The 18,007-nt window shown below is 65.5% G+C and carries 18 protein-coding genes; 5 read left to right on the top strand and 13 right to left on the bottom strand.

The features are described 5' to 3' along the window. Positions 1–10: 10 nt before the first annotated feature. From IVB41_RS16485 to IVB41_RS16475, 3 genes are all read right to left on the bottom strand, one after another. Positions 11–1,198, bottom strand: coding sequence for an alanine--glyoxylate aminotransferase family protein (locus IVB41_RS16485; RefSeq protein WP_027568361.1), 1,188 nt, complete (start codon positions 1,196–1,198; stop codon positions 11–13). Positions 1,199–1,305: 107 nt separating this feature from the next. Beyond that, on the bottom strand, positions 1,306–2,046 hold the full coding sequence (locus tag IVB41_RS16480; RefSeq protein WP_247284752.1) for a thermonuclease family protein: 741 nt from the start codon (positions 2,044–2,046) through the stop codon (positions 1,306–1,308). A 211-nt stretch (positions 2,047–2,257) separates the two neighbouring features. Beyond that, positions 2,258–3,985, bottom strand: coding sequence for a hypothetical protein (locus tag IVB41_RS16475; protein WP_247432782.1), 1,728 nt, complete (start codon positions 3,983–3,985; stop codon positions 2,258–2,260). Between the two features lie 425 nt (positions 3,986–4,410). Here IVB41_RS16475 and IVB41_RS16470 point away from each other — a divergent pair, with 425 nt between their 5' ends. Further along, positions 4,411–5,259: a caspase family protein gene (locus IVB41_RS16470; RefSeq protein ID WP_247284754.1), complete on the top strand. Its 849-nt coding sequence runs from the start codon at positions 4,411–4,413 to the stop codon at positions 5,257–5,259. A gap of 252 nt (positions 5,260–5,511) precedes the next feature. Here IVB41_RS16470 and IVB41_RS16465 read toward each other — a convergent pair whose 3' ends face one another. From IVB41_RS16465 to IVB41_RS35625, 3 genes are all read right to left on the bottom strand, one after another. Continuing rightward, positions 5,512–6,399, bottom strand: coding sequence for an efflux RND transporter periplasmic adaptor subunit (locus IVB41_RS16465; protein WP_247432779.1), 888 nt, complete (start codon positions 6,397–6,399; stop codon positions 5,512–5,514). Between the two features lie 324 nt (positions 6,400–6,723). Then, positions 6,724–7,848, bottom strand: coding sequence for a beta-propeller fold lactonase family protein (locus IVB41_RS16460; protein ID WP_247432776.1), 1,125 nt, complete (start codon positions 7,846–7,848; stop codon positions 6,724–6,726). A 122-nt stretch (positions 7,849–7,970) separates the two neighbouring features. Further along, complete coding sequence (locus IVB41_RS35625; protein ID WP_256379024.1) at positions 7,971–8,102, bottom strand: hypothetical protein; 132 nt, start codon at positions 8,100–8,102, stop codon at positions 7,971–7,973. A 138-nt stretch (positions 8,103–8,240) separates the two neighbouring features. Between IVB41_RS35625 and IVB41_RS16455 the strand changes: the two genes are divergently transcribed. Both IVB41_RS16455 and IVB41_RS35620 read left to right on the top strand, forming a co-directional pair. After that, positions 8,241–8,417 (top strand): hypothetical protein, encoded by a 177-nt coding sequence (locus tag IVB41_RS16455; protein WP_247432773.1) that lies wholly within the window; start codon positions 8,241–8,243, stop codon positions 8,415–8,417. Between the two features lie 96 nt (positions 8,418–8,513). Then, complete coding sequence (locus IVB41_RS35620) at positions 8,514–8,636, top strand: hypothetical protein (protein ID WP_256379023.1); 123 nt, start codon at positions 8,514–8,516, stop codon at positions 8,634–8,636. A gap of 70 nt (positions 8,637–8,706) precedes the next feature. Here the strand turns inward: IVB41_RS35620 and IVB41_RS16450 are convergent, their stop codons facing one another. The 5 genes from IVB41_RS16450 to IVB41_RS16430 all read right to left on the bottom strand — a co-directional run bounded on the left by IVB41_RS16450 (position 8,707) and on the right by IVB41_RS16430 (position 12,932). Next, a complete protein-coding gene (locus IVB41_RS16450) occupies positions 8,707–9,066 on the bottom strand; it encodes a hypothetical protein (RefSeq protein WP_247432770.1) in 360 nt (119 codons plus the stop codon). A 201-nt stretch (positions 9,067–9,267) separates the two neighbouring features. Next, a complete protein-coding gene (locus IVB41_RS16445; RefSeq protein ID WP_247432767.1) occupies positions 9,268–10,185 on the bottom strand; it encodes an MBL fold metallo-hydrolase in 918 nt (305 codons plus the stop codon). Between the two features lie 92 nt (positions 10,186–10,277). Next, entirely contained in the window at positions 10,278–11,483 is a 1,206-nt protein-coding gene (locus IVB41_RS16440; protein ID WP_247432763.1) for an NAD(P)/FAD-dependent oxidoreductase, read from the bottom strand. A gap of 100 nt (positions 11,484–11,583) precedes the next feature. Continuing rightward, entirely contained in the window at positions 11,584–11,874 is a 291-nt protein-coding gene (locus tag IVB41_RS16435) for a hypothetical protein (RefSeq protein WP_027568351.1), read from the bottom strand. A gap of 98 nt (positions 11,875–11,972) precedes the next feature. Next, positions 11,973–12,932, bottom strand: coding sequence for an AraC family transcriptional regulator (locus tag IVB41_RS16430; protein ID WP_247432760.1), 960 nt, complete (start codon positions 12,930–12,932; stop codon positions 11,973–11,975). Between IVB41_RS16430 and IVB41_RS16425 the strand changes: the two genes are divergently transcribed. Further along, the gene (locus IVB41_RS16425) at positions 12,910–13,278 is read left to right on the top strand and encodes a hypothetical protein (RefSeq protein ID WP_247432757.1); all 369 of its coding nucleotides are present in this window, start codon (positions 12,910–12,912) and stop codon (positions 13,276–13,278) included. The genes IVB41_RS16430 and IVB41_RS16425 overlap by 23 nt on opposite strands. On the opposite strand, the gene IVB41_RS16420 is transcribed toward IVB41_RS16425, so the two are convergent. Beyond that, positions 13,275–15,938, bottom strand: a complete 2,664-nt coding sequence (locus IVB41_RS16420; protein ID WP_247432753.1) for an EAL domain-containing protein — start codon at positions 15,936–15,938, stop codon at positions 13,275–13,277. The two genes, IVB41_RS16425 and IVB41_RS16420, sit on opposite strands and share 4 nt — an antisense overlap. Before the next feature lie 138 nt (positions 15,939–16,076). Then, positions 16,077–16,793, bottom strand: coding sequence for a hypothetical protein (locus IVB41_RS16415; protein WP_247432750.1), 717 nt, complete (start codon positions 16,791–16,793; stop codon positions 16,077–16,079). A gap of 185 nt (positions 16,794–16,978) precedes the next feature. Here IVB41_RS16415 and IVB41_RS16410 point away from each other — a divergent pair, with 185 nt between their 5' ends. Continuing rightward, the gene (locus IVB41_RS16410) at positions 16,979–17,998 is read left to right on the top strand and encodes a LysM peptidoglycan-binding domain-containing protein (protein WP_247432747.1); all 1,020 of its coding nucleotides are present in this window, start codon (positions 16,979–16,981) and stop codon (positions 17,996–17,998) included. Positions 17,999–18,007: the final 9 nt, after the last annotated feature.

Genomic DNA, 18,007 nt, shown 5'->3' with positions numbered 1-18,007 from the left:
CGGCTTGCGCCTACACCGCCACCTCTTCGCCGAGATACGCAACCGCTGCCTCGAGCCCGCCTTTGCCGTGCGGGATCTTCAGCGCGTTCAGCCCGACCTCGATCACCCCCAACGTGCCGAGCAGCATCGGGGCGTTGACGTGGCCCATATGGGCGATGCGGAAGGCTTGTCCCGAGAGATCGCCGATGCCGGTGCCGAGCACGACACCGCACTTCTCCTTGCAATAGCGTTGCAGGATTGCCGGATCGTGGCCGTTGCTCATGGTCACCGTGGTCACGGTGTTGGAGCGTTCGCTGGCTTCCGCGACGTTGAAGCCGAGCACCTGGCCTTCAGACCACGCGCCGACGGCGCGGCGTGCGGCTTCGCCGAGCAGGCTGTGGCGGCGGAAGGCGTTCTCCAGTCCCTCCTCGTGCAGCAGGTCGATCGCCTGGCGCAGCGCGAACAGCAGATGGACCGGCGCGGTGCCGGCATATTTGCGATAATGCTCGCTGCCCTCGCGCTCGCTCCAGCTCCAATAGGGCGTGCTCATGTTGGCGGTCTTCTGGACCTCGAGCGCACGCGCGTTGGCCGCGACGAAGCCGAGGCCGGGCGGCGTCATCAGGCCCTTTTGCGAGCCCGACATCGCAACGTCGATGCCCCATTTGTCCATCTCGAATGGCATGCAGCCGAGCGAGGCCACAGTGTCGACCATGTACAGCGCCGGATGGCCGCTCGCCTTGATCGCCTTGCCGATCGCCTCGATGTCGTTCTGCACGCCGGACGCCGTGTCGACCTGGACGACGACGACGGCCTTGATGGTGTGATCCTTGTCGCGGCGCAGGCGCTCCTCGACTTCGTGCGGCCGCACCGCGCGGCGCCAGTCGCCCTTGAGCACCTCGACCTCGGCACCCATCAGCGCTGCGGCATGGCCCCAGCCGATTGCAAACCGTCCGCTTTCGAGCACCAGCACCTTGTCGCCGCGCGACAGCACGTTGCTCAATGCTGCTTCCCAGGCGCCGTGACCGTTGGCGATGTAGATGTAGGACTTGCCCTTGGTCGCAAACAGTTTCGAGATGTCGCTGAGCAGGCTCTCGGTCAGATCGGTCATCTGTTTGGAGTAGATGTCGATCGCCGGACGATGCATCGCCCGCAGCACCTCGTCGGGCATATTGGTGGGCCCGGGGATGGCCAGAAATTCCCGGCCCGCGCGAACGGTCATTGCTGTTGGTCCTTGTTGCCTGAGAACAGGATGGTGGGTCGCTGATTCACACTTTTACGCGGCGCTGCGGTGCAAGAAAAGGCCGGAAAACGCAGGTCTGACGTGGGCTATCTCTTAGTCTCGCGGCAGCCCGCATCTTCGGCTTCCTCCACCGAGCAGAACCAGCGCGTGCCCTTGCTGATCTTCATCTTGATCTGCGCATACCAGCGGCTGGTCGGCCGGTGATAGATGCATTCGCCGGCGGAGTTGACATTGCCCTTGATGGTGCAGTCCGGCGAGGGCGCGACCGGGCCCGAGGCCGAAGCGAGCAGGATCGCATGCGCGCCGTCGGGCGGCTTGGTGGCGCCGAGGATGGTGGTCTTCTTGTTGCGCTCGCGCCAGTCCCAGGGCGCGATGAAGGCGCCCTGCCACATCCCGGCCTTGGCCTCCCGCGCGGCCTTCTCGTCCGCCTCATAGTCGTGCGACATGCGGGTGTAGGCCAGCGCCCAGCCTGCGCGCACCAGCCATTTCTGGATATCCTCTCCGCCGACATCGCAGCGCGCCACGGTGCGGCCGCGCCGGTCGATCGACCTCGCATGGCAGACCCAGTTCTTGCCGTCGGCGTATTTGGCGAGCTCGTCGCGGGCCGCGATGCCGCAGGTCCAGCGCTCGCCCTTGTTGTTGAGGCAGAGCTGGTCGACCGCGGGCGCGTCGATGCCGCCGAGCCTGATCCGCGTGTTGCCGATCATCACGGCGTCGCCGGCGCGAACCTTAGCGGTGCCGGTGATGTCGGCGGCCTCAGCCGGCGACGGCAAGCCGGGCAAGGAGAAGCCAAGCAATGACAGCGCAATCAGGAATTTTCGCAACATGCCGGCCCGCGTGTGATGAAAATTGCGATAGACCTCGCAATTGTGGTCGGCTTTTGTCCGCCCGGCCAGCATATGCCTGGCAGTTGGGCTTTCAACTTACTGTCATCGGGCGAAGTTTGTAGGGTGGGTTAGCCGAAGGCGTAACCCACCTCTTTCGTCTCCACGGTGGCGGAAGTGGTGGGTTACGCTTCGCTAACCCGCCCTACGAAACCTATCCCCGCGCCATCGCCCGCTTGGCCACCGCCAGCCCCATCAGCACGAACGCCGACGTGACCTCAGGCCCGCCGACCAAAATCCGCGTCGGCGTCTTCATCTTGTTCCACTCATAGGCGCGGAACGGGCCACGGCGACCGCCTTCGCCGAGGCTCGCGACGATCACGTTCAGCGCCGGCGCAAAGGCGCGCGGGTCGGCGCCGAGATGGCCGAGCGCGATCAGGGCGAGCGCTGCGTCGAACACGTTCATCTCGGCGGCCATCAGCTCGCCCTTGACGTAGGAGAGCACGCGGTGGCGGATGAAATCGAAATCGCCGTCGGGATCGATGATCGCCTGCGCCGCCAACGGCAGCGCCAGGAAGGCGGCGTAGCAGCGGCCGAAATAGGCGCTGTAGAGCTCCGGTAAATAATAGATGTGCGAGCGCGGATTGGCGAAGGCGCCGCTCGCCGCCAGCCGCTTCTGGAAGCCGATGATGCGATGAACGGTGGCAAGCCGCGCCGGCGTTTCCAATACTTTCCAGCGCGCGAGATTGCGGAAGCTGACCTCGAGAATGTCGAGATTGAGCGTCGGATCGAGATCATTGCCATAGGGCCGCTCGCCCTTGAGATTGTCGATCCAGGTCGCAACCCCGCCCTCATAGTCGATATTGTCGTTGATCGGCACGGTCACGCGCGGCTCGTTGACGCCCGCCTGTACCTGATAGCCCGCGTAGAAATCCAGCAGCGGCTGATCGAGGATCGGATCGGTGCAGCCGGCTTGCGTCGCCGCGGAGATCGAGCACGCCGTGGTGTCGCAATCCGGCACGTAGACGCCGAAACCGAGGTCCTGCTTGATCTGGGCGAAGTAGCGGGAGAAGCGCGGATGGGGCGCGGGCGCGAGCGCGGTGATGACGTTGAACCGCGCCCCGTCGATGCCCTCGACCTCTTCGCGGCTGATGTTGACGCAGAAATCGACCATGTCGGCGACCGCGCGCTCCGCCGACATCTTGTCGGCGGACGAGGCCAGACCGGTCTCGACGTAGCTCAACAGCGCCTCGATGAAGAACGCGTCGTAATAGGCCGAGCGGTGGCGGATCTGCACCGGCTCCCACATCGGTTCGGCAACCCCTCGCCAGGGCGGATTGACGACTGCGCGCGCCGGCGATCGCGCTATGAAGACGCGGGCGAGGTTGAACAGCAGCGAGGAGTTCTTGTAGCCACGCGCGTTGAGGCCCGTGAGCGCCATGGTCAGCTCGCGCCCGCGGAAATCGGGATCGCCGATCAGGTTGAACGCGGCGTAGGTCGGCAGAAAGCCATTCTTGCGGTACGAGCCCAGCAGATGCTGCGCGCAATCGCGGATCACGCCGTCGATCTGCGATGGTTGCGGCATGGCGCCGGTGAACATGGCCGGCGGCGGCTTGGGATGATCCAGCGCGATGCTGTCGACGAGATCGGCAACGGGCTGGCCGACCGCCGCCCAATCAGGCTCGGCCTCGTCGCGGGCGCGCACCAGCGCCTCGCGCAGCCGGGCCAGTTTGCCTTCGTCGCGCAGCTCAGGCAGTCCGGCCCGGCGGAGCAGCACCCGCAATGCGGGATTGCCGAGCGCGGTCTTGTAGAACTTGGCCAGATGCGGATCGCCGCTGGCCGCAACAGACAGTACGGGATCGCAAACGTCGTAAAGCGAGGGGCCATCCTTCCGCGCCGTCAGCGCCCGGCAGGCGGCGCCGGCAAAATATTGAAAGCTCATGAAATAACCTGGTCGCGGGAATTGGCCGGGGGGCCGGCCGGCACGCTCCCAGCCGCGTGCCACCCCCTGCAAGTCGTTGAAAAAGCTACCCGGATTCGCAGGAAATACAAATGTGATGACAGTCACAGAAAAAGCCGGCACGGAGCCTGCATAATCAGGCTCCGGAAGGCTACGGGGACGCAAAAAAATCACATATTGGGCGATGAAAATTAACACACGTTTCCAAAGACTTAGGTCAAATTTTCGGCGATCTATTGCGGGGGAGGCGATATCCGGTTAAGGCTTTGTTTGGTGCGGCGCCGCAAATTGCGCGCAATTCGGGGGCACACCCCCGGCCAATCCCTCAAACCCAAAGACGCTATCGCGCTACTCAAACAGTGTGCGCGTGCTTGGCTGGTCTTTGGCACTGACAGGAATGACGCGAGATGAATGTAACGCAGCTCGACATTTCCCGACGCACGATCGCGGTGGCCGCAGCCCTCATCGGCACGGTCTCGCTCGTGATCGGCGCCCATGCTGCCCTCAACATGCGGGCGCTCGATGCCGCCAAGGCCGTTTCGACCGACCAGGTCACCGGCTCGATCGGCCAGGCCTCGCGTCTCGCCCTCGTCATCGGCAATGGGCACTACCCCGACGCCAACGCGCCGCTGACGCAGTCGATCAACGACGCCCGCGCGCTGTCCTCGTCGCTGCGCAAGAACGGTTTTGACGTCGACATGGTGGAAGACGCGACCAAGGACGACATGGTCCGCGCCGTCAATCGCCTGAAGTCCCGGATCAAGCGCGACACCGTCGTCATGCTGTTCTTCGGCGGCTACGGCGTGCAGGCCGGCCGCGAGAGCTACATGCTGCCGGTCGATGCCGTGATCTGGAAGGAAAGCGATGTCCGCCGTCACGGCGTCTCCATCGAGGGCGTGCTCGACATGATGAAGGAGCAGGGCGCCAAGGCCAAGCTCGTCGTGGTCGACGCCTCCCGCCGCAATCCCTATGAGCGCCGCTTCCGCTCCTACAGCCACGGCCTCGCGCCGATCAGCGCGACCGACAATGCGCTGATCCTCTCCTCGGCTTCGCCCGGCAAGGTCGTCGACGACGGCAAGGGCGAGCACAGCGTGCTGGTCAGCGAGTTCCTCAACAACCTCAATGCGCAGGGCAGCGCCGAGAGCGTCTTCAACAAGACCCGCCTTGCGATCTCCCGCGCCAGCGAAGGCGACCAGGTCCCGACCGTCTCCTCCTCGCTGCTCGAGGACGTCCATTTCGGCGAAGCCGGCGGCTAGTTTTTCTTAGGTCTTGTAGGGTGGGCAAAGGCGCAACGCGCCGTGCCCACCATCTTTCCAACATTTCGATAGAAGACGCGGTCGATAGAAGACGTGGGCACGCTTCGCTTTGCCCACCCTACGATCCGCGTGTTTAACGTACATCTGCCTCTCCACCGTCATTGCGAGCGCAGCGAAGCAATCCAGAATCTTGCCGCGGAAAGATTCTGGATTGCTTCGTCGCTTCGCTCCTCGCAATGACGATCGTGGCGATTACTTTGCCGCTTCCGCGGCCATCACCGTGCGCACCGGATCGCCTTCGCGCAGCAGCGCGCCGGCGCGGGCGACGACGATATCGCCTTCGTTGAGGCCGTCGCGGATCTCGATATTGCCGCCCGACATCAGTCCGACCTCGACGCGCTTGGTCTCGACGCGGTTGCGGCGGATCACCTGCACGACGGTGCCGGCGGAGGAATACTGCACCGAGGTCAGCGGCACCGTGACGTTGCAGCTCTGGCCCGACTTGATCAGCGCACGGCCGCTCGCATTCAGCAACAGCCGCTTCTGCGCGGAAATGCCGATATAGACCATGCCCTGCTGGATGTTCGGCTCGACCGTCGGGCCGATGCGGCGCACCTTGCCGTCGATATCGCCGGCGCCGGCGATGCGCACGGTCGCCACCTGGTTGACCGCGAGCTTGCGCATATCGCTGGTCGCGACGAGGGCGACGAGATCGTACTCGCTGCGCGCCACGATCGTGAACAGCGCCTCGCCCTTGGCAGAGGCGAGGTTGCCGATCTGCGCGGTCGACGTCGCGATCACGCCTGCCACGGGGGCGGTGACCTGAAGCGTGCCGCCCTCGGGCAGTGCGAGCCGCGCCAGCACCTGGCCTGCGGTGGTGGTGTCGCCGGCTTCCGCCAGCACCTCCGTCACCTTCAGGCCGGGCCGCTCTGGCCGCACCGAGCTTGCCTCGCGCGCGATGATCGTGCCGGTGCCCTCGACGATGTCGGAGAAACAGGATTTTGCGACCTTCAGCACCGTGACCGCCGGCCCCTTGGGCGCGTCGTCATCGGCGGCGGCAGCGGGCGGGGCCGACAGCAACAGCAGTCCGGTGAGCGCAACGAGATGTCTGGAAACAGAACGCGCAGGCAATGAACGCATGGGTCATTCCGGTTGGGGCCTTGACGGCCTCATCGTTAGCAGAAGCGATCGCTGCGAGCCAATGGCACATCAGGGCCGGCCGGATGAGAATGCCGCCGCAGCACGGGCGGCGCGATGCCGCCCGTTGATTTAGTCTTCGGGACCGGCGCCAAGGTTCGCTGTCTTCCACCGTCCCGGCGGCCATCCTTCGAGACGCCCGCCTACGGCGCGCCCTCGGGATGAGGTCGTGCTTCGCGGCGGGATATCAGGCCCTCATGGTGAGGAGCCCGCCAAAGCGGGCGTCTCGAACCATGCAGGCCGAACTCATCCCGCAGCGGAGCCCCCTCACGGCAGGCTCAAGAACTCCACCCAGTTCGGCTTCTTGCCGGTGGCGTAGGATTTCAGCTTGGCGAGTGCCCCGCTGCTCTGGTCGATGGCATAGACCGTCATGCTGTCGGAGAGCTCGCCCACTGCGGCAAGGTAGCGCCCGCCGGGATCGATGTGGAAGCCGCGCGGCTGCTTCTCGGTCGGCACGCTGCCGATCGTGGTCAGCTTGCCATTTGTCGCATCGACCTTGTAGGCGGTGAGCGTGCTGGTGGTGCGCTCGGAGGCGTAGAGGAAACGGCCGTCGGGGGTGATGTGGATGTCGGCGGCCCAGGGCTTTCCGGTAAATCCTTCTGGCAAGGCGCTGGTGCGCTGGATCTCGTCCCATGCGCCGCCCTTGGCCTCATAGGCGAACGCCGCGACGTCGCCGTTCAGCTCGTGGAGGAGATAGACGAACTTGCCGTTGGGGTGGAACACGAAATGCCGCGGCCCCGATTTCTCCGGCACCTTGTGAGCCGGCGGATCGCTCGGCGTGAGCGTGCCGGTCGTGGCATCGAACGTGAAGGCCAGGATCTGGTCGGAGCCGAGATTGGTCGCGAACGCGAAGCGGTTGTCGGGCGAGGGCAGGAAAGCGTGCGCGTTCAGCCCGGTCGGGATCACCTGCTTTGGCTCGCCTGCGACGCCGTTGGCGAGCAGCGGATTCAGCGCGACCTTGTTGCCGCCATAGGAGGCGCTGAACAGGAATTTGCCGCCGCGGTCGATGGCGATATTGGCCATGCTGTCGGCGAGTGGGCCGTTGCCGATATGGCTGAGCTGGCCCGTCTTGGGATCGATCGCAAAGCTCACCGCAACGAACGGTTGCGAGCGGACACCGGCGATCAGCACGCGATGATCGGGCGTGATCGCGAGCGGCGTCGAGGAGCCGGGCTTTTCGACGCCGGTGAAGGCGGCCGTCTGCACGGGCGTCATCTCGCCGTTCTCGGCCATCTTGAACACGCTGATGTCGTTACTGTCGGCGTTGCCGACATAGGCGAAGGTCTCGGCCATGCCGGCGCGGACTCCAGAAATGAGAGTGAGGAAAGCGAGCGTGGTGGCGATCGCGGCACGGGGTACGCCGGATCTGCTGCGTCGGGTCGATCTCACCATGGGGGTCCTCCTGGATGCCGGTGCGGCATTTGTCGTTTTGCCGGCGAGGATAGCGGCAGCCGCCCCGCCGCACCAAACTCCAATTGGGATCGATCGATGCCGAAATGGTATCGGTGGGAGATCTACCGTATCGCCGCTGTGCGGGAGGGCAGATGGGGCCCGGGCGGGACGTGGGGCGGCCCGAGCACGGTCCACACGGTGACCGCGAGCAGCGCGCAGGTCAGGATCGTCCAGGCGACGAGTGGCTTCCGCATCAGGCCGTATCCGTCAGTCATATGAATGAGAATGCTCCCGGGGGCGGGCCTGGCTATCGTGCACTGCAAATCGCGGCGATCCTATGAACTCGTTCACAGCCGAACCGAACCAATGCCGCGCGAGCGCATTGAACCGGTATGGCCCGTGAAAACGATCTCGAAGGTAAGCCCGACATGGGCGGCAAGCATGGCGGTCAGGCCGGCCAGCCCAAGCTGCCGCCGCGCCCGCGTCAGGGCGAGCGCGACGAGGACGTCGTGGCAAAGCGCCACACCGGCCAAACCGATCCCAACTCCGCGCCGACCAAACCAAAATAGCACCTCGCCCGCGCCGCCCGCGCACTGGGAACGGCAGCCTCGCCTTGCCGTTACCCTGATCCCGCGGGCGGAGCAGATCGAAACGGAGGCTGGCACGTGTTTTGGATTTATTGGGACACCGCCTGGTCGCTCATCATCAGCGGCATCATGTTCGCGACCATCGTCGCGCATCCCGATGCCGAGTTCGTCGAGATCCACGCGGCCAAGCAGGTCAAGTGAGCCCGCGCCGGCCGGTTCAGCGGCGCATCATCGTATGCTGGGCCGAGCCGGGACATCAGAACTCAAAATCTCAAGTCATGCTGCCCGGCATGAAGCAGCGGATCTTGGCGCGGCCGTTGACGTAATACGGCCAGACCATGGTGCGGCCGGCGCGGTTCGGCTCGGTGATCACGGTGTCGTCGGGCACCTCGATCCAGTCGCCCAGGAGTCGCACGCGATAATGTCCGTTGCTCGTGTCCCAGTCGACATCGTCCAGCGCGGTGCCGTCGGCGTCGGCGCAGCAGGGACCGCCGCCCTTGCTGTGCAGGCTCTCGAACCAGCCCTTGAGGGGCGAGTTTGCGTAGCGACCGTCGTCGCGGGCCTGCACGGATGGGCCGATCATGGCAGTAACCGCTACGAGAGTGACCATCCTGAATGCCGCGATCGCCATATCGCCTCGCTCGATTCGCGCGCGCACGAGCGCAGACGAGGAGCCGCCTGCGCGGCACGTGACGCAATGCTGGCTGGCGCCGCCGACCGGTTCCAGCCGTCTCAGCGGGGCGATAACCGCGAGGGTCGATGTTTGATCCTATTTTCAAGGGCGCGGACCTATCGAGTCCGCGCCCTGCTTCGGCTCTAACCCGGCAAGCGGTCAGTAGTCCCAGAACACCGGCACCCATCGGAAGGCCTCGCCGTCGGCAGCCACCCGGCCCACGGACGGGAACGGCAGGTGCGTGGCCACCAGCATTTCGCCGGTCTCGGCAAGCTGTCGCAACAGACGAACGCGAACGCGCGCGGCCTCCTCGGGGTCGTGCTCGAAACCGTTGTGCCAGTCGGGTTGCTCGAACCCGACGGCAAACACGGCGTCGCCGGCGAATGTCAGCGCGTCGTCGCCGGCCGCCATGCGAACCACGCTGTGTCCGGGGGTGTGACCGCCGGTGCGACGGGCGACGACGCCAGGCGCAATCTCTTGCTCGTCATCGAACAGCCGCAGCTGACTGCCGTACTCCTTCAGGAACCGCTTGGCGGTCGATCGCAGCGCGTCCGGGAACCCTTCCGGCATGGCAGTGCGGGAGAAATCAGGCGCTTCCCAGAACTTGACCTCTGCGGCCGCGACGTGAATCCGCAGGTCCTTGCGCAGCTGCTGCTTCACGCCGTCGACCAGCAGCCCGCCAATGTGGTCCATGTGCAGATGGGTGAGCACCAGATCGGTTACCGCCGAAAGATCGATGCCCGCGGCCGCCAGTCGCCTGATCAACTGCCCGGCGCGCGGCAAGTTCAAGTTCGGGTCCGAGCCCAGCCCGGCGTCGATGAGGATGGTCTTGCCGCCGCTGCGGACCATGACGGCGTTCAGCGCCCAGTCGAAAGCATCCTGCGGCAGGAACATGTCGTGCAGCCAGGTCGCCCGCACCGCCGGGTCGGCGTTGTGCGCGAGCATCGTGGTCGGCAGCGGCAGCACGCCGTCGCTCACCACCAGCACGTCGATCTCGCCGATCTTCAGCGCGTAGCGCGACGGAACGAGCTCTTCGGGTCCCGATGACACGGGATATGAGGTGTTGTGCAGATTCATGTTGGTCTCCTGTTTCAAAGATAGGGGCTTCCGGCTGGTGGTTGAGCAGGCAGCGCCGCCGGGGGAGTGCGCAGCCGTGATCGCTTGGTGCGCTAGAGGCTGGTCACCCGTTCCGGATCGGCCGACGCGAGCGCCAGGGCGCGCTCCGCCTTCGGCGGATAGATCCAGACGGTGTTGATCTCACGCTTGGTCTTCTTGGCGACGTCGCCGACCAGCTCGACCTTGCGCTCCCATCCGCGTGTGAACAGCGCGCCGGCTTCGCCGAGGTCCAGGCAGGTGACGTAGGCCTTCTGGTGGTAGGGCCTGGTCGGAACGCCAAGCAATTCGGCCGCGGCATTGTTGCCGGCAAAGGCGCCCATTCGCGTGGCGTGCTGGCACGACATCAGTGCGTAATTGCCCTCGTCGTCGCAGGCGGCGCGTGCTGCGTCGCCGGCCGCGAAGACACCCTGAACGCCTGGCACCTGCAAGCAGCGATCGACCAGCAACCGTCCGAAATTGTCGCGCTCGGCGGGAATCTGCCCGGTCAGCGGCGCTGCACGCATGCCCGCCGCCCAGATCACCGTCTCGGTTTCGATGTGCTCACCGCTGGACAAGGTGACGCCGGTCTCGTCGAGCGCGGCGACGCCGGCACCGAGCCGTGTCTCGACGCAAATCTTGCGCAAGGCTTCCTCGATGACGGGGCGGGCGCTTGCACCCATGTCGGGTGCGATCGCAGTGTTGCGATCGACGATGACGACGCGCGTCCTGGCATTGGGGCCCAGGATTTCGCGCAGCCGCACCGGTATTTCGGTGGCCGCCTCGATCCCGGTGAAGCCGCCGCCGGCGACGACGACGGTGTTGCGTCCGTTCACGGCAGGCCGCTCCGCGAGGCCATGCAGATGCTTGTCGAGCGCAACGGCATCGTCGAGCGAATCGACGCTGAAGCCGTGCTCGGCGAGGCCCGGAATGTTCGGACGGAATAGCCGGCTGCCGGTGGTCACGACCAGGCGATCGTAAGACAAGGTCTTTCGCGCGCCCTTTGCGGGCGTGATCTGCACCGTTCGGGCCTCGGTGTTGATCGTCTCGGCGCTGCCCTGGATGTAGTCGACGTCGATCGCCTCGAGGACCTCGAGCAGCGGGGCCGTCAGGGTTTCCGGCTTCGGCTCGTAGAGCCGCGGACGGACCACCAGCGTCGGCTCCGGTGAGACGAGCGCGATCTGCAGATCTTGCGGCGAGACGCCCCGGATGTCGCGCAGTCGCGCTGCGGAAAGGGCGGCGTACATGCCGGCGAAGCCGGCGCCGATGATGACGAGTCGCATGGATTTTCTCCTTGGTTGCTGTTCGAAAGACCCGCGCGACCGCGCTGCTGCGTTCAGGGCAGCGGCCGGCGTCGGCGCGTGGGTGGGTTGGGTCGCTGGCTTAGGGCCCGATGCAGCGTGCCATCACCGATCTCGGCGGCTGGCCGTAGCCCAAGACGACGGGCTGAAGCTCACCTCGACTCCAGTCCTGATAGGGAAGCCCGGGGCCATTTCGGATCATGATGGAAACGGGCGGCTGTGCCGGGTGCATGTTGTAAGCCGGAATTTCCACTTCCTCGCCCGTCGCCGACGTGAAGCGAACGGCCAGCGAGAGTCCGTACAAGGTCGCGGTTGCAAGGCTCCGGCGGCGTGATGAGATCAACCGTCGACTGACGAAATTTTTCCAGGTCATCTTTGGTCTCCCTCGATTGGTCTGGACATGGAGATGATGTAGCCGACCCGATTTGCCGTTGCCCCAGCGCGATTGCCGTCGCTGTCGAGAGATTGCTGCTAACGCACGCGCCTGCGCCAATCGCTCGGCGTCTCGCCCGTCAGCTTCTTGAATGCCGCGGCGAAGGCGGTCTGCGAGGAATAACCAAGCGCCGCGGCGACCGAGACGATCGATTCGTCGCTCTCCCGCAGCATGTTCATGGCCTGCTCGAGCCGGTGCTGGCGAAGCCAGGCATGCGGCGACAGCCCGGTGCTCTCCTTGAAGGACCGGCAGAAATGAAAGCGCGACAAACCTGCATCGGACGCCAGCGCATCGAGCGAGACGTCCGCTTCGCTGTCGGAGCGCAATCGTTCGATCGCACGGAGCAGGACCTTCGGCGCCAGTCCGCCCATGGTCGGCTGGAACGTGGTTGGCGACCCTGCATGCGCAGTCAAAAGGCGCGTGGCCAGAAGATCCGTGAGCTGATGCCGGAATAGCGTATCAAGGACGCCATGGCTCTCTAGCGAATCCGCCGCGCTCAGGAGCAGTCGGGACGTGATCGTGTCGGGATGCGCCGTTCGCTCAATCAATTCGGCGGGCCCGGCGGTCCCGGCCTCGCCGGCGATGCGCTGCAGCGTTGCGTCGGGAAGGTAAAGCTGCACGACGTCGACGGGCTTCGGAATGTCCCATCGGGAGCTCGACCCTTCCGGAACGATGTTCACGACTCCCGGACGAAACGTGCCGATCGCGATCGATCTTCCCGAGCGCCGCTCCATGCGCTGCATCACGCCTTTATGCGCCATGATCACGTGGTGGCGCATGGGCTCGACGATGTCGTGCAGCGGATCATGCTTCCAGTGCGCGATACCGGCACCGGAGGAGTCCAGCGCCATGCGAAACGGCTGGGTCCTGAGCACGCGCGCCATCTCCCCGTCGGCGGCGCGCCGCTCGGACGTCGAGCGGTCGTCAGGCTGTGCGTCGGGTGCGGGCGGCAAGCCCTTGTGCGAGGGATTGCGCATGAGTGCAGTGTTCCCGGTCATGGTGTGGCTCCTGCTGATCAGCTCGGGCTTTCGATCAGTCGTCCGTATTTGTACGGAACGGCGCGTGTTCTATGCGCCGCGGTTGCGGTGCGTATTTCCTGAACCCGCCATGCTTTGTCCGATCCTGCTCCAAGCCGGCCCGCGCTTTCGCGAACGCACGGTGAGCGGCCGGGGAGGAGAAGTGCTTGTGAGAAAAGGGCGCAGGCCGCCACACGGCCGCCACATCGATGTCGCGATCGGGCACGCTCGTGGCGTGGAACGGTTGGATTTCAAGACGGACAAGCCTTGCCCGGCTCGGCGACAAATCCTCCAAACGGAGGCGACGGCGATGACCGGGCTGCGCTAGGCCGCGGCCGCCTGTGCCGACAACAGCTGCTTCAGTTTCGCCGCCGGCACGGCCGGGCTGAACAGCCAGCCCTGCATCTGGCTGCAACCGAGCTGGAGCAGCACCGCGCGCTGCGCTTCCGTCTCGACGCCTTCGGCGGTCGTCGCCATGTGGCGGGCGGCGGCCATGTGCACCACCGCCTGCACGATCGGCGAGGAATCTTCAGACTGGCCGATGTCGCAGATGAAGCTGCGGTCGATCTTGATCTTTTCGAACGGGAAGCGATGCAAATAGCTCAGCGACGAATAGCCGGTGCCGAAATCGTCGAGCGCAATGCGCACGCCGAGCTCGCGCAGCTGCTGCAGGATCGTCAGCGCCTCCTGGTCGTCGCGGATCAGGACCGTCTCGGTGATCTCGAGCTCGAGCCGTCCGGGTGCGAGACCGGACTCGGCGAGCGCGGCTGCGACCTTCAGCGCCAGCGTCCGCGAGCGGAACTGCACCGGTGAAACATTGACCGCGATGTGGATGTCGCCGGGCCAGGAGGCGGCCTCGGTGCAGGCCTGTCTCAGCACCCATTCGCCAATCTCGCCGATCAATCCGGTCTCTTCGGCAACCGGGATGAAGTCGGCGGGCGAGACCATGCCGCGCTCCGGATGGTGCCAGCGCAGCAGCGCTTCGCAGCCGGTGACCACGTTGGCCGCAAGATCGACCAGCGGCTGGTAGTGCACCTCGAACTCGCCGCGGGCCAGCGCCTGGCGCAGATCGAACTCGAGCTGGCGGCGCAGCCGCGCCTTGGCGTCGTATGCGGGCGCGAAAACGCGGAAGGTGCGGCGGCCCTCGGATTTCGCCGCATACATCGCGAGATCCGCGCGCTTGAGCAAATCGTCGAGATTGTCGCCGTGGTCGGGCGCGATCGCGATGCCGATGCTGGCATCGGTCGGGATTTCCTGGCCATTGTAGTTTACGGGCGCGCGCAGCGCCTTCAGGATCTGCTCGGCCAGCGCCGTCAGCTCGGCCACGTCGCGGGTGCCGGCCTTGACGATTGCGAATTCGTCGCCACCCAACCGTGCCACCATGTCGTTGCCGCTGATGCAGGCGCGCAGGCGGTTCGCGACCTGGCGCAGCAGCTCGTCGCCAACCTCGTGTCCCAGCGAATCGTTGACGCCCTTGAACTCGTCGACGTCGATATAGAGGATCGCGAACGGCTTGCCCTGGGCAAGCTCCGCGACACGCCGCTCCAGATGGCCGCGCATCAGCACGCGGTTGGGCAGGTCGGTCAGCGCGTCGTAATGCGCCATATGCGCGATGCGCTCGTCGGCGCGAATGCGCTCGGTGACGTCGTCATGGGTCGCGAGCCAGCCGCCGGCGGCGCCGGGCTGGTTCTTGATCTCGATCAGGCGGCCATCGGAGGTCTCGACGATCGTGCTCTGCGTCTGCCCGGCATTGCCCAAAATGCCGTCGCAATAGGAATCGACGTCGCCGTGGAACGAACCCGTGTCGTGGCGGTGCTGGATCACCTGGCGGAAATACGCGCCGGGCTTCACCACGTCGGCCGATAGGCCATACATCTCGATGTAGCGCCGGTTGCAGACGATCAGCCGCTCGTCCTGGTCAAACATCAGGAGACCCTGCGTCATCGTGTTCATCGCGGTGTCGAGCTGGTGCTTCTCCACGGCGAGCCGGCGGGTCATCTGGCGGAAGATGAAATAGAGCGTGAGCACGAGTAGGCCGATCGACAGCACGGCTACGGCCACGAAGAATTTGGTTTGCGTGTGCCATGTCGCCAGCGTCGCATCCAGCGACCTGGTCGCAACCACGACCAGCGGCTCGCCGGTCAGGAGGCGTGCGGCGACGATGCGATCCTTGCCGTCGATCGGACTTGCGAGCTGGGTCGTGACGAAGGTGCGCTCGAACACCGCCATCTGCTCGGGCGTTCCATTGCGGAAATTTTGCCCGATCATCGCGTCCACATGCGGAACGCGCGCGAGCAACTGGCCGTTCTGGTGGTGCATCGCAATCGAGGATTCCTCGCCGAGCCCGCTCGAGGCGAAGAAGGATTCGAGTTGGTCCGGCGCGATCGCGCGCGACACCAGCCCAAGGAATTCGCCGTGAGGACCGGAGACGCGGCGCGCGAACACGATCGCCGGTCCGCTGCCCAACCGTCCGGGCACCACCTCGACCTCTTCCTGCGAAGCCGGATCGTTCTTGAGGCGATTGAAATAGCCGCGGTCGGCGACCGAAACATCGGCGACCGGCCAGCGCCGCGACGAGTTGATCAGCACGCCCTTGGCGTCGAACAAATTGGCGCCGGCAACGTCCGACCAGCCGCTGGCTCTGGCGCGCAGCACTTCGTGCACGGCGAGCGTGCCCATCTCGCTGCGGAAGACATCGGCGGATTCGATGCCGTGGCTTTCGAGCTCGGAGATGATGCTCTTCTGCAGCACCGCGAAGTCTTCGAACTCGCGGTCGAAATGGCGGGCGAGCAAGCGGACCGCGCTCTCAAGGCTGTCGCGGCCGCTTTCGATTGCATTCTGCCGGAAGCGGTCGACGGTGAGCGCGGTGCCGATCGCCATTGCGGCCATCAGCACGAAGCCGCCTGCGATCAGCCATGTCAGCGGCGCGCCGCGCCAACGGCGCAGCAACGCGCGCATGCGCGCGCTCCATCGGATCGATGTGCCCATGCAGCCCTCCCGTGGGATGCAAGATGCGGCAAAACCGACAAGACCGCGTTACCAGTAAGGGTTAGGAAACCATGAATCGGAGCGTAATCAGAGGGTTGGTTCCATCGCTGTCTGAAGGCGCGGTGGGCCAGGGTTCCCTCAGCGTCGGATTTCCCATCGCAACGCTTCCGCATTGGTCCTGGCGAACATCGCCGGCACGTCGAAGGTCCCGGTCTTGAGATCATAGCGGCAGCGCCAGTCGGCCAACCCCTTCACGGCGACGTTCTTCGGGTGCTTGTCCATTTCACCCGACAGCGAGATGACGAGGTAACGGTTGTCCGGCCAGTGCACGCCGAGGCCGCGATAAGCCTCTTCGATGCCTTTCACGAGATTGGCCGAAATGTGGTAGTCGAGCTTCATCTTCCCGGTGTCCGGGCGGCTGTGGAAATAGGCCCAGGCCAAGTCGCTGAACGGCGTCTTCGTCGCGCTGACGAAGGCGCCTTTCTCGACATGGTAGAGATAGAGGTCCTGCTCGCCGGAGCCGGTCTTCTGCATCCGCACCAGCCATTGCGAGTCGGGCGTGAAGCGGAAGCCGGCGCCGTAACCCTGCTCGGGCTTCAGCTCCGTCATCTGTTCGCCACGCCTCGCCCAGGCCTGCCATTTGACGTCCAAATCCCCGCTGTCCTTCATGTACTGCTCGATCCCGGTGGCGCCGTCGGGCGAGGTGAAGGCGAGATCGGCATTGCCGGTGAGGATGAAATCCGGCGGCGGGCCGGAAGCGGCGAGCCCCGGAGTTGCGGCCAGCGTCGGGACAAGCGCGAGCCCTACCACCAGCCCAAGTACCGGCAATTGTGCGGGACGGCAAAATGCGTTCACGGTGAAAATTCCTCGAGAAAAATACCGCGATGCGGCCTCGATCATTTGACGCTGGCGGGGGTGCGCCGGTTCATCCCCGGCGCCGGCTCATCATCCTATCGACCGTCTTGCTGCCGTGGCCAAAACGGCGCAACTTGCCGGCTCGATTGATTTGCAAGGTTCTTCCTGATCAAGGTTCGTTTCCGATGGTGACCGCATCCAAGGCCTTCATTGCATTCTGTCTGCTCGCGGTGGGCGGCACCGTGCTGGTGATCGGCCCCACCGAGCTGCGTCGCCTGCTGCCGATAGGGGCGAAGACCGACATCGCCGCCAGGCCGGAACCCAAGGTCGAGCCCAAGGTCGAATCCAAGCCGGAACTCAAGCCGGAAGAGCCCAAGCTCGCCGCGGTCGCGCCGCCGGCACCAGCTGCATCTCCGGCGCCGGCCCCCGAGCCGAAGGCGGGTGCGCTGGCTGAAACCCAGAAGCAGGTCACGGCCGCGCTTGCCGATCTTGCACCGGTCAAGCCGCCGCCGGCGGTTGCCGATACCGGCCCCCGTTTCGACGTCGCGCGCGTCGATGACCACGGCGAGGCGGCGGTGATCGCGGGCCAGGCGACGCCGGGCGCCAAGGTCGAGCTGCTGCGCGACGGCAAGCCGCTCGACACGGTGGTGGCGGATGCGTCGGGCCAATTCGTGATGACGCCGCCGCAGCTTCCCGCCGGTTCCTATGAGCTCACCCTGCGGGCGAAATCGCCTGACGGCACCGTCACGCAATCCGGCCGCAGCATGCCGGTGGTGATCGCCGAAGCCGCGCCGCCGCCCGCGCGCCCTACACCGGCCGCGAGGCAAGAGACGAAGCAGGAAGCGACGGCCGAGAAGCCCGACGACAAGTCGGATGTGGTGGCATCTTTATCGGACAGGCCTGCGGCCCGGCCGAGATTGATGGGCGCACCGAAACCAAAGGGCGGGTCGGGGGTCATGGCGCGGGCGCCCGCGGCCACGACCGTTGCATCGGCCTCGCCGGCGGAAATCGTCAGTGGTGCACCGGCGGAAACAGGCGGCAGCCGGGTAATCTCCCGCGGCGACAGCCTGTGGGCGCTCAGCCGGCTCGCTTACGGCAACGGCGCCCGCTTTGCCGTGATCTACAACGCCAACCGCGCCAAGATCCACAATCCCAATCTGATCTATCCCGGCCAGACCTTCGTGCTGCCGCAGAAGGCGGAGTGACGGCGCATC

The organism is Bradyrhizobium sp. 44 (genome assembly GCF_023073095.1).
Classification (GTDB): domain Bacteria; phylum Pseudomonadota; class Alphaproteobacteria; order Rhizobiales; family Xanthobacteraceae; genus Bradyrhizobium.
Note: the sequence above shows the minus strand (reverse complement) of the source record. Positions and strands in the feature narration are given on the sequence as shown.